The organism is Acidobacteriota bacterium (genome assembly GCA_030697165.1).
Taxonomy (GTDB): Bacteria; Acidobacteriota; Vicinamibacteria; order Vicinamibacterales; family UBA2999; genus 12-FULL-67-14b.
Genome location: JAUYQQ010000020.1, coordinates 1 through 11,218, shown reverse-complemented (window position 1 = coordinate 11,218; position 11,218 = coordinate 1). Strand labels below are relative to the sequence as shown.

11 protein-coding genes are annotated in these 11,218 nt (G+C 65.5%); 7 read left to right on the top strand and 4 right to left on the bottom strand.

What is annotated here, in order from left to right; all coding sequences use genetic code 11:
* Positions 1-53: 53 nt before the first annotated feature.
* The 4 genes from Q8T13_18710 (at position 54) to Q8T13_18695 (ending at position 3,446) form a co-directional block, all read left to right on the top strand.
* Entirely contained in the window at positions 54-269 is a 216-nt protein-coding gene (locus Q8T13_18710) for a hypothetical protein (protein ID MDP3719797.1), read from the top strand.
* Positions 270-276: 7 nt separating this feature from the next.
* Positions 277-1,374: an asparaginase gene (locus Q8T13_18705; GenBank protein MDP3719796.1), complete on the top strand. Its 1,098-nt coding sequence runs from the start codon at positions 277-279 to the stop codon at positions 1,372-1,374.
* 114 nt (positions 1,375-1,488) lie between these two features.
* Positions 1,489-2,637, top strand: a complete 1,149-nt coding sequence (locus Q8T13_18700; protein MDP3719795.1) for an RpiR family transcriptional regulator — start codon at positions 1,489-1,491, stop codon at positions 2,635-2,637.
* The gene (locus Q8T13_18695; protein MDP3719794.1) at positions 2,634-3,446 is read left to right on the top strand and encodes a GSU2403 family nucleotidyltransferase fold protein; all 813 of its coding nucleotides are present in this window, start codon (positions 2,634-2,636) and stop codon (positions 3,444-3,446) included. The genes Q8T13_18700 and Q8T13_18695 overlap by 4 nt, the downstream gene beginning before the upstream one ends.
* Positions 3,447-3,518: 72 nt before the next feature.
* Here the strand turns inward: Q8T13_18695 and Q8T13_18690 are convergent, their stop codons facing one another.
* Entirely contained in the window at positions 3,519-3,965 is a 447-nt protein-coding gene (locus Q8T13_18690; GenBank protein ID MDP3719793.1) for a hypothetical protein, read from the bottom strand.
* 249 nt (positions 3,966-4,214) lie between these two features.
* Positions 4,215-6,506, bottom strand: a complete 2,292-nt coding sequence (locus Q8T13_18685; protein ID MDP3719792.1) for an ATPase, T2SS/T4P/T4SS family — start codon at positions 6,504-6,506, stop codon at positions 4,215-4,217.
* 341 nt (positions 6,507-6,847) lie between these two features.
* Between Q8T13_18685 and Q8T13_18680 the strand changes: the two genes are divergently transcribed.
* Positions 6,848-7,237, top strand: coding sequence for an Hpt domain-containing protein (locus Q8T13_18680; GenBank protein ID MDP3719791.1), 390 nt, complete (start codon positions 6,848-6,850; stop codon positions 7,235-7,237).
* Between the two features lie 55 nt (positions 7,238-7,292).
* Complete coding sequence (locus tag Q8T13_18675; GenBank protein MDP3719790.1) at positions 7,293-8,318, top strand: aldose epimerase family protein; 1,026 nt, start codon at positions 7,293-7,295, stop codon at positions 8,316-8,318.
* Here Q8T13_18675 and Q8T13_18670 read toward each other — a convergent pair.
* Together Q8T13_18670 and Q8T13_18665 are read right to left on the bottom strand one after the other, a co-directional pair.
* Positions 8,308-9,816: an FGGY-family carbohydrate kinase gene (locus tag Q8T13_18670; protein ID MDP3719789.1), complete on the bottom strand. Its 1,509-nt coding sequence runs from the start codon at positions 9,814-9,816 to the stop codon at positions 8,308-8,310. The genes Q8T13_18675 and Q8T13_18670 overlap by 11 nt on opposite strands.
* A 43-nt stretch (positions 9,817-9,859) precedes the next feature.
* Positions 9,860-10,702 carry a 5'-3' exonuclease H3TH domain-containing protein gene (locus tag Q8T13_18665; protein MDP3719788.1) on the bottom strand — a complete coding sequence of 281 codons (843 nt, stop codon included), beginning with the start codon at positions 10,700-10,702 and terminating at the stop codon, positions 9,860-9,862.
* Positions 10,703-10,919: 217 nt separating this feature from the next.
* On the opposite strand from Q8T13_18665, the gene Q8T13_18660 reads away from it, so the two are divergent.
* On the top strand, positions 10,920-11,189 hold the full coding sequence (locus Q8T13_18660; protein MDP3719787.1) for a MoaD/ThiS family protein: 270 nt from the start codon (positions 10,920-10,922) through the stop codon (positions 11,187-11,189).
* Positions 11,190-11,218: the final 29 nt, after the last annotated feature.

The following is an 11,218-nucleotide window of genomic DNA, read 5'->3' as shown; positions in this document are numbered from 1 at the left end:
GCCCCGCTTCGCTTGATCCGTTTCGCCAACGACATACAATCGTCACCTCCCACGTGCCCAATCAACTTTTCGAACAGCAGATCGCCGGTCGCACGTACCAGATTGAAGTGTCACTGGTGGCGGCCGAGCGCTGGCGGGCGCAGATCGTCCGGCGGCCGGGCATCCAGACGTCGATGATGCCGTTTTATGGCAAGACGGCGGAGGACGCGGCCCGGGAGCTCGGCAATTGGCTGTCTCTCGTGTCCGGCGCGGCCCCGGCCAATACATAATCTACCCATGATCCGACTCGTCTTTCGTCCGGCGTTGCTGTTGGCGATGGCGCTGGTGTGCCTGAGGCCTGGCGCGGCGCCGCTCTTCGCCCAACCCGCGGCCACCACGCTGCCCCGTGTCCATTTCGTGGCGACCGGCGGCACCATTTCGAACCGCGACGGCGGCCGGCTGACGGCCGAGGAACTGGCCAAGTCGATGCCGGGCGTCGAGCGGTATGCCCGTCTCACGTTCGAGCAGTTCGCGAACGTGGCCAGCAGTAACTTGACGCTCAAGCAGTGGCTGGATCTCGCCAAGCACATCAACGACCTGTACGCGAAAGACAAGGACATCGCCGGCATCGTCGTCACCAGTGGCACCGACACGCTGGAAGAGACGGCCTTCTTCCTGCACCTGACCGTCCGCGACCCGCGGCCGGTGGTGGTCGTCGGTTCCATGCGCAACCCCAGCACGCTTGGATACGAGGGCGCGGCCAACCTGCTCGAAGGCGTGCGGGTCGCGGCCGACCCGGCCGCGCGCAACAAGGGCGCGCTGGTGGTGTTGAACGACGAGATCAATTCGGCACGCAACGTCACCAAGACCGATGCGCTGCGGCTGCAAACGTTTCGCAGCCGCGAGTACGGCCAACTGGGCGTCGTCGATCGCGACCGGGTGGTGTTCTTCAACCAGATCACCCAGCGCACCAACGAGCGGGTCGAGTTCGACCTGTCGAAGGTCACCGAGTTGCCGCGCGTGGACGTCATCATGGTCTACCAGGGCGCGTCCGGCGACATGATCAAGGCGGCGGTCGATAACGGCGCCAAGGGCATCGTGATCGCGGTGGCCGGCGCCGGCGCGACCAGCGGCACCCAGAACGAGGGCCTGGCCTACGCGGCCGAGAAGGGCGTGTTCGTGGTGACCAGCACGCGCACCGGCAGCGGCCGCATTGCGCCGCCGCGCGGTGACTTCCCGGCGGGTGCGCAGGTCAACGAGGCGCAGCGCCGCCGCCGGCAGTTCAGCGTGGCCGGCGAGGATCACGTCCCGGTCAAGGCGCGCATCCTGCTGATGCTGGCGCTGACCAGGACGACCGACCGCAACGAGATTCAGCGGATGTTCAGCGAGTATTAGGACGCTGCGTCAACTTGGTTCGGAGCCGAGCTTGCCGAACCCGGCCGGGGGTGTTAACATGGCCGTGTTAATAAACATGGCCATAATAATTACCATGGCCATGGTAATACGCCTATGCAGCCTATCGACGCACCGTGGCGAGCCGAGCCCAAGGCCGAAGACCTTGTTGCAGAGCTATTTAGCGCTCATGGCTGGAAGGTCCAACGCCACCTGGATGCTGGTCCGTACGCACCCGACTTTCTGGTTAAGCGGGGCCGCCAAGCCTTCGTCGTTGAAGTGAAAGCCCATTCTGAGGGGCGCGGCGACCGGGTCATCCCGCTTCTCTCCCACGCCATTCTCCAAGCACGCGCCTATGCCGCGGCGCTGAAGGTGAATCCCCTGGCGGTGGTCCACGTCCGCGATGCCTCCCCGTCGCTCGTCAGCCAAATCGGACTGTTCGCGAAGAACTACGCCAATGACGTCGCTATTGGAATTGTCAGCGAGGCCGGTCTCCGCTTCTTTGTCGGCGCAGGTTTGGAGGAGATGAATCTCAACCCGAACATTGTCCGAGTCAGTCCAAGCCGATCGGCTGGCGGGGCGCCCAATCTCTTTTCGGATCTCAATCAATGGATGCTGAAAGTGTTGTTGGCTCGAGAGATTGACGAGCGCCTGCTCTCGGCGCCTCGAGGCCGGTATCGCAACGTCTCTGAGCTGGCAAAGGCTGCCGACGTTTCGGTCATGAGCGCCTTTCGATTTCACGAACAGCTTCGCGAGGCAGGATTTGTCGATGAGTCCTCGCCATACCTGAACCTGGTTCGCCGGGCCGAGCTGTTCCGGCGCTGGCAGGCAGAGTCGCGGCGGGCCATGCCCCGCGAAGTGCCCATGCGGTTTCTGATTCGCGGTTCGGTGGAGCCGCAGCTTCACCAGTTCGTCTCGAGTCACGAGAGCTGTCTCGCACTGTTTGCCGCAGCCGACGCGCTGAAGCTTGGCCACGTCAAAGGTGTGCTGCCGTACGTCTACGTGGCGAAACTGTCCGACGTCGAGCTGAGAAGCTGGAGCGGATTGGCAGCAGTCGTGCCGGGCGAGCGCCCGGACGTCATCGTGCGAAAGGCGTCTGTTCCCAAGTCGGTGTTCCGGGGAATGGTGGATGAGCGGGATGTCGCGTGCTGCGACGTGCTTCAGGTATGGCTCGACGTGGCGGCGCATCCCTCTCGAGGAGAAGAGCAGGCCGAGCTGATCTACCGCAAGGTGCTGCGGCCGGTCGTCGAGGGCGCGGGCAAGTGACGGACCTCGAGTCATTCGGTCGCCTGCTCCAGGCAATCGAGCCGTGGCGGGCTCAGCTCGTGCTGGTTGGCGGCTGGGCCCATCGTCTTCATCGGTTTCATCCTCTCGCCAGCATCCCCGACTACGCGCCCTTGTTTACTCTAGATACCGACCTGGCGTTCGGAGCCGATGCACCCCTCGACGGCGACCTCCGTTCCGCCCTGGCGGCCTCTGGGTTCAACGAAGAGCTTTCAGGCGAACACAAACCACCGGTGGCTCACTACACCCTTGGTGACGAAGCGGCTGGCTTCTATGCGGAGTTCCTGACACCGCTTCGGGGCAGTGAGACCAAGCGAAACGGTGAGCCCGACGTAACCATGACGAAGGGCGGCATCACGGCTCAGAAACTCCGGCACCTCGAGCCGCTGTTGATCCAGCCGTGGTCGATCAAGATAGGTGCGGACCAGGGTGTCCCGCTGCCGAGGCCCATTGACGTTCTGGTCGCGAACCCCGCCGCGTTCATCGTGCAGAAGCTACTAATCCAGAAACATCGACCCCTCGCGAAGCAGGCGCAAGACGTGCTCTACATCCACGACACCATCGAGCTGTTCGGCGGAGCGCTTCCGGCTCTTGCCGCCCTCTGGAAGAAGTCGCTTGCGCCAACCCTGGGCGCCAAGACAGCGAAGCGGGTGTCCGACGCGGCCGACACGACATTCCTTTCAGTCACGGATATCCTTCGCGAGGCTGTGCGGATCCCGCAAGACCGCAAGCTGACACCAGACAGAGTTGCGGCAACGTGCCACCTGGCGCTCAACCAGATTCTTGGCTAAACGGAACCTGTTGATGCTGGCGCTGACGAAGACGACTGACCGCAACGAGATCCAGCGGATCTTCTCTGAGTACTAGCGGAGGACCACCCGGACACCGAGGTCCGCACCGCGGATAGTTCGTCGGCCGTGGCCCTGCCTGATCACCTGCAGCAACTCGGAATCAAGATCGCCCCCGTTGTCCTGCTTGTCGGTGCCGACACTGTCGATGGTGTAGACGCCGACGTCTTTCTTGAACAACAACGCCCGTCCGGTCACCGGATCCTGGGGAACCGCGTCGAGGTATTTCGGCACGAGGTCCTGCAGCGCGCCGGGAAGCGCGCCGGCGTGATCGCGGCGGTAGCGCTCGACGGCAAGCGCCGCGACCGACGCGCGTTGGTTGACTAAATCGTCCGGACGAACCATGAGGGAAAACAGGTAGACGTTCGCTCGCCGTTGCCGCGCCTGGCGCCGAAGCGCCGCGCCCAGGCCCACGGGAGCGGACGTCATCTCCACCTGGTCGCCGCCGTATTTCGCGGCCATCGCCGCAGGGCGTAGCGGTAGAGTGACGCGCCATGCTGGTCGTAGAGGCGGCCCACGATCGAACGCCGGTCGTTCAGGGGCCGCTCGGCCATCGCGTCATTCCATAGACGCCGCTGTGGTGGGGTTTTGTGTGGCAGGGTGATGAGGAGCGGGCTGAGGCCCGCCCCTACGGATTCTGAGAAAAAGGTCCCAGCGGCAATCGCTGGGACCGAGGGCCGCCTTCGCCAAAGGCTTCGGCGCCAGGAGGAACTAAGCCGCGGCGATCCGCTGCGCGCGGCGGAACGCGGCGCGAACGCGCGAAATCATCACTTCGGGCTCGAACGGCTTCGTCAGGTAGTCGTCGGCGCCCATCTCGAGCACCTTGGTTTCGACGCCGGAGCCGGACTCGGACGTCAGGACCACCAGCGGAATCGACGACAGCGCCGGATCGGCGCGCATCATCTGGATCACCTGGAACCCGTCCATGTCGGGCATTTGCAGGTCGACCAGCATCAGGTCGGGCTTCTCGCGGCGCGCGGTTTCCATCCCAACGGCGCCGTTTTCGGCTTCAAGCACCTTGAAGCCCTCTTTCTCGAGAAGCATGCGGACCAGCAGCCTGATCATGCGGTCGTCGTCGGTCACGAGGACGCGGCGGCTCGGCAGGGGCCGCGGTCCCAAGACAGCGATCGCCGGGGGCGCGGCCGGCGCCGGCATGATCGGCCGTAGGTCGGGCAGCACCAGTTCGGCGGGCGGCGCCGGTTCGGCCGACACCACCGCCATGACGACCGCAGCCGCCGGGACCGCCGGCGCCGGTGCGACCGCAGGGACCGACCCGGTTGAGGACACCTCGTCACTGTGATCGGTCAGCACGCGGTTGACTTCTTCGATCGACGTCACCCCTTGCGCCACCAGGGCCAGCGCGGTCTCGCGCATGGATGGGCTCCCGGAGGTGCGCATGGCCCCCCTGATCTCGGCCGCGCCCGCACCGTTACGGATGGCGGTGCGCAGCGCCTCGTCGGGCGCCAGGATCTCCGGGACCGCGATGCGATCGGCGTAGCCGGATTGTTTGCAGCGATCGCACCCGCGGCCGACCGAGGCGCCGATGCTGGGCACACCGTGCTGCGCGCCGAGCCGAAGCGCGGTGGCCTCGTCGTTAGTGACGCGGCACGACGGGCAGAGCTTGCGAAGCAGGCGTTGCGAAACGATCGCGTTGAGGCTTTCGGCCACCTTGAACGGCTGCAGCCCAAGATTGATCAGCCGCGTGATCGCCGATGCCGCATCGATGGTATGCAGCGAGCTCAACACGAGGTGCCCGGTGTAGGCGGCCTGGCCGACGATCTCGGCCACTTCATTGTCGCGAATCTCGCCGACCATGATGACATTGGGGTCCTGGCGCATGACGCTGCGCAGCACGTTCACGAACGACGTGCCGGACTTCGTGTTGACCGCGATCTGGGTGACGCCTTCGACCTGGCGCTCGACCGGATCCTCCACCGTCACGATGTTGACCCGGCCGGTCTGCAGGAACTTCAAGGCGGCGTAGAGCACCGTGGTCTTGCCGCAGCCCGTCGGTCCGGTGCACAGCACCAGGCCGTCCGGCTTCGACAGGGCCGCAATCAGCATGCGCTGGGCCTGGTTGTCGTAACCGAGGGTGTCGATGCCGAGCACCGCCGACCCGCCCTGGATGACCCGCATCACGAGCTTCTCGCCGTGAATGGTCGGCAACGCCGAGAGCCGGACGTCCACAACCTCTGCGCCCACCGCGACCCGGAACGCGCCATCCTGCGGCTTCATCTTGGTGGCGATGTCGGTCTTGGCCATCAGCTTGAAGCGATTGGTCACGCCGCGAACCGCGCTCGCCGGCAGCGTCAACAGCGTCTCGAGGATCCCGCAGACGCGGTGGCGCACGAGGGCGCCGTTGGCCGAGGGCTCGATGTGAACATCGCTCGCGCCGGCGGCAATGGCAGCGGCAATGATCCGATTACACAAGTCGATGACCGGCGAATCCTGATCGCCGGAGGTCGCCACGTCAATCGGCTTGACGGGCTCCTTCAACTGGATGCGGTCGAGCAACTTCTCGATGTCGTTGGCGGTTCGGTACGACTGGTTGAGCGAGTCGGCCAGCTGCGACTTCGCCACGACGACCATCTGAGGCCGGCGGCCCGACGCGAAGGCGACGTCGCGATCGACTTCGTCGTTGAACAGCGACGACGACGCGTAGGTCATGGTCCGGTTGTCATGGGCGATGGCGAGAATTTGCCGCGCTCTCGAAACGCGCTCGGGTAGCAGGCGGGCCGCCGTCGGGTTGGGCGGGGTGTCGTGCAGATCCACGAATGGACGTCCCATCCACTCGGCATGGGCGGCGTAGGCCTTGGCTTCGTTCATGAAGCCGAGCGCGACGACGGCTTCCACGAGCAGCACGCCGTATTGATCGGCGTGCCGCACGACCGAGGCGACGTCGGGCGGCGCCATCAGGCCCGACAAGAAGGCGGCAAACGCCGCGTCTGGTCTGAGCGTTGATTTGGCCCCAAAACCTGCCGTGGTCCCTCCCGTGCCTGTCATTGAACCCTCTCCTCGGTGCTGTCCCGCCCATCGCACCGCCGGTGAGCCGTGCAGTAATCGTACCCGTGTGTTTCGCCCCATTTCGCCCGTCTTCCGGCCGCATTCCCAGTAGCCCGGTGAGCCGGAGACCGTGCGGAGGGGTGTGCGCCCGCCTGGCCGCGCAGTTCCGCACAGGTCACGCCGTTCTCGCCCGGCATCTCGTGTCCGTCTGTTACCGAGGGAATCAGCCCGTCGGCGCTCCCCGCCGGCCGTGGCAGATGGCTTGCACAAGCCAGGTCGGGCGAGACGACGTGGCGATGACCGCGCACGCGATGAACCTCATGACAACGGAGCAACGGCCGATGACAGCAGATCAGCCCGTCGCGGTGCCGGCAGCATCCAGTGACACGGCATTACCACCGCCACTGGACCCGGCAGTCCTCGACATGGTGCGCGAGTGGCGGCAACCAGGTGGACCCGATCCAGTCGCCGACCTGATCCTGGCGTTCGTTCAGGACGCGACCGATCGCTTCGCGAAGCTGCGCCGGGCGGTGGCCGGCGGCAACGAGACCGCGGCGCGCGAGGCGGCGCACAGCCTCAAGGGGATGTCGGGCGCGATCGGCGCCAACCACATGAGCTTGCTCAGCTCCGAACTCGAACATGCACCGTCCGGCGCGATGGATGTCGCGCGAGTGGCCGCGCTCGAGCGCGAGTTCACGCGAGTGCAGGAAGCACTGGCCGCCGCGGCCTGAGCGCGGGCCGATGACCGCGCCATCGTAGGTTGCGACGCGTGGTAGGCTGCCCCCTATGAGGACGTGGGGATCTTCGCTGTGCTTCACGCTGAAGAACGACCACGGCGTGACCGTCCAGGCCATTACCTACGGCGGCATCATCACGTCGATCACCACCCCCGACAGAAACGGCGTCACCTCCGACATCGTGCTCGGCTTCGACAGCATCGACGGCTACCTGAAGGAGCACCCGTACTTCGGCGCGATCATCGGCCGCTACGGTAACCGCATTGCCAAGGGCCGCTTCGCGCTCGACGGCCAGACCTACAAGCTGGCCACCAACAACGGCGCCAATCATCTGCACGGCGGTGTCCGCGGATTCGACAAGCACGTCTGGGCCGGCGCACCACTGGCCGGCAAGAACGGCGTGGCGTTCACGCGCACCAGTCCCGACGGCGAAGAAGGCTACCCGGGCAACCTGACGGTGCGCGTCACCTACGAGCTGACCGACCACAACCAGCTGGTCGCCCAGTACCACGCCACCACCGACAAGGCGACACCGGTCAACCTGACCCAGCACAGTTACTTCAACCTGGCCGGCGCCGGCTCGGGCGACATCCTGAACCAGACGTTGATGATCAGTGCCGACCGCTTCACGCCGGTGGACGGCACACTGATCCCGACAGGAGAGATCGCCGACGTAGAGGGCACGCCGTTCGACTTTCGCCAGCCCACCAGCGTTGGCGCGCGCATCGCGCAGCCGCATCCGCAGCTCACGCACGGCCAGGGCTACGATCACAACTGGGTGCTGAACCGACGCGGCGAGGGTTTGCAGCTGGCGGCAATCGCGACGGATCCGGTGTCGGGCCGCACGCTCGAGATCACCACCACCGAGCCGGGCATCCAGTTCTACGCGGGCAACTTCCTGGACGGCACGCTGAAGGGTAAGGGTGGCCACGTCTACCAGCGCCGCGCCGGCTTCTGCCTCGAGACGCAGCACTACCCTGACTCGCCGAATCAGCCGAACTTCCCAACGACGGTGCTGCAGCCGGGCCAGGAGTACAAAACCAGCACCGTGTTTACCTTCGGGGTTAGCCGATAGGCGCCCGGCCCTGGTGGAGGCGCTCGAGCTCCGCGTAGCGCACGCGCAGGTCGCGATACACTTCGACCGCCTCCAGCCTGGGCAGCACGCGCTCTTCCTGGCGCGGATCGGTGAACCCTGTCACAACGCTCGGCCACGATAGCGGCTCGCCGTTGGCCAGGCGGTCGGCATGGAGCGCGCGGAGCGCCGCCCCGAGGCACGCCGAGTTCTCACTGGTCAACCGGTCAACCGGTGCGCCGAACACGTCGGCCATCACTTGCCGCACCGCGTCGTTCACGGACGCGCCGCCGGTCGCAACGATCCTCCTGAGGTCGCCGGCGATAACCGCCGAGTGGTTCGCCATCGCCATCATCTGGCCTTCCACAACTGCTCGTACATCTCGAGCGGCATCGGTGCCGTCGTACCCAAACCGCCGCACGCCAGAGAATCCCACCGGCGGCGTGATCTCTGCTTCCAGCCACGGCAACATCACGGCGCCATCGTTGCCGGCCGGTGTGCGATCGAGCGCCGCCGAGAAGCCGTTCCAGTCCAGGTGATGCGTCCGCCTGACCCAGTCGCGCGTCAGCGAGCCGTTGCGAAAGCACACGAGGTTCATATACCCGCCCATCGGCGACGCGAAGACGTGCGAGGCCCCGGGACACGGCTCGCGAGAACAGCCGAACACGCTGTCGCTCGTGCCCAGCGAGACGGCCAGGTGGCCTTCGGCGGTGAGGCCGGTGCCGACCAGGCTGCTGGGGTTGTCGCCCGACCAGGCCACGACCTGGGCCGGAGGGAACGCGTAACGATCCTGCCAGTACTTCGACAGCGTGCCGACGATCGTCCACGACGGGCGAATCTCTGGCAGCTTGAGGACCAACCCCGGCGCCGTGGCCTCGAGCGCGGCCTCGGACCAGCGTGATGACTGGATGTCCATCAGGTTCATGCCTGACGCATCGCCCGGATCCAGCGGTGCGTCGGCGCCGATCAGCAGCGAGGCCATGAACGAGCTGACCAGGTGGATGCGCGTGGTGGCGTCGTAGCCGCCGGGATTGGTCTGGCGAAACTTGCGGATCTGCGGGCCGGCGAAGCGCGCGAAGGCTCGCGACCCGTCCATCCACACTGGCGACAACCCGCGGGCGAGGGTCCCGGCCAGTTGGGGCACCAGTGGCCGATCGTGGGCGAGCGCGCGCCAGGCCTCGCGGGCGCGGCGATTGAGGTAGACGCTGCCGTGCTGCTGGGCTGCACCAGAGATGGCACGAATGGCCCCGATGTCGATGCCGGCGTCGCTCGCCAGGATCGACATCATGCGATCCAGCGCGTCCGCCCACATCAGCGGCGAGGCCAGCATCTCGTGCGGTCCGTCGCCGCGCACGATGCCGGCCGTGGTGCCGTACTCGGGAAAGTCGCGATCGAAATTCAGCGAGTGCTCAAAGAGCGTCCGTCGATTGTCGCCATCGATCTCGATGACGATCGCGCCCAGGCTTTGTGCGCCGGCGTCGAATCCGAGATACAGGGCCACAGGTCACTATCGCACTATCTATTGCTGCCGACCCGGGCAATAGCTACGCCGACTTCGCTGAATCCAACCGGTCCTTGACTGCCGCAAACGCGGGCGTCGGCCCTTGGTACTCCAACTCGTCCACCGTCTCGAACACGGGCACGTCGGTCCGGATCGTCGCGATCTGCCGGAACAGCAGAGCCTTGTCGCGATCTCGCTTCAGCGTCGCGGCGAGCGAACCGGCCCGCACATTCACGCCCCACGTCGTGCCATCGTCAGGAATGTTCTCGATGTGGCCGAACTTCGCAAGCACCAGCGCGGCCGACTTGGCGCCCCACCCTTGCAGGCCTGGATAGCCGTCCGAGGTGTCGCCAACGAGCGCCAGGTAGTCGGGGATGGAGGCGGGCGGCACGCCGAACTTGGCGATCACGCCGGCCTCATCGCGAGTGGTGCGACGCAGTCGATCCTCCTGGACAATGCGCGTGCCCTGCACGCACTGGGCCAGGTCCTTATCCGGCGTGCAGATGCGCACCTGCGTCACGCGCGGATCCTTCGCCGCCTTCACCGCCGCCGCGCCGAGCGCATCGTCGGCCTCGAACTCGACCATGGGCCAGACGCGGACACCGTAGGCGGTCAGCGTTTCTTCGAGCAAAGGAAACTGCGCCCACAGGGCCGGCTCAATGCCCTCGCCAGTCTTGTAGCCCGGGTAGAGTTCGTTTCGAAACGACTCGATCACGTGATCAGTGGCGACCCCGACGTGCGTCGCACCGCCATTGACCATGCCGCGAATTGAGGCCAGCACCCCGCGCACGGCACCCACTTCCATGCCACTGCGATCGTGCGCGGACGGCACGGCGTAGAAGTGGCGAAAGAGCTCGAACGTGCCGTCAATGAGGTGGATGATCATGGTGGTTCAAGCACGGAGGTTCAAGCACGGAGGTTCAAGCACGGAAGTTCAAACACGGGGGTTCTACGTCGAACCGTCGTGATTGAACCGTCGTGATTGAACCATCGTGATTGAACCATCGTGATTGAACCATCGTGATTGAACCATCGTGATTGAACCATCGTGATTGAACCATCGTGATTGAACCATCGTGCTTTTCCCATTGTAATATCACCCCATGCCGTCCGTGCGGTTCACCCGCAACATCCAGCGCCACGTCGAGTGCCCGACGCGCGATGTCGAAGGCACGACCTTGCGCGAGGTGTTTGACGCGTACTTCAGCACCAACGAACAGGCGCGCGGCTATGTCCTTGATGACGATGGCAAGCTGCGCAGGCATATGGCGGCCTTCATCGATGGCCGCCAGATTGACGACCGCGTGTCGCTCAGCGACCCGGTCGCGGCCACGGCCGTGGTCGATGTCGTGCAATCGTTGTCCGGAGGCTAGCCGTCATGACCGAGCGGTGTTTTGTCAGC

Coding starts and splice junctions, on each gene's coding strand:
- Q8T13_18705 (MDP3719796.1), top strand. CDS start 277: ATGATCCGACTCGTCTTTCGTCCGGCGTTGCTGTTGGCGATGGCGCTG.
- Q8T13_18700 (MDP3719795.1), top strand. CDS start 1,489: ATGCAGCCTATCGACGCACCGTGGCGAGCCGAGCCCAAGGCCGAAGAC.
- Q8T13_18690 (MDP3719793.1), bottom strand. CDS start 3,965: ATGGCCGCGAAATACGGCGGCGACCAGGTGGAGATGACGTCCGCTCCC.
- Q8T13_18685 (MDP3719792.1), bottom strand. CDS start 6,506: ATGACAGGCACGGGAGGGACCACGGCAGGTTTTGGGGCCAAATCAACG.
- Q8T13_18680 (MDP3719791.1), top strand. CDS start 6,848: ATGACAGCAGATCAGCCCGTCGCGGTGCCGGCAGCATCCAGTGACACG.
- Q8T13_18675 (MDP3719790.1), top strand. CDS start 7,293: ATGAGGACGTGGGGATCTTCGCTGTGCTTCACGCTGAAGAACGACCAC.
- Q8T13_18665 (MDP3719788.1), bottom strand. CDS start 10,702: ATGATCATCCACCTCATTGACGGCACGTTCGAGCTCTTTCGCCACTTC.
- Q8T13_18660 (MDP3719787.1), top strand. CDS start 10,920: ATGCCGTCCGTGCGGTTCACCCGCAACATCCAGCGCCACGTCGAGTGC.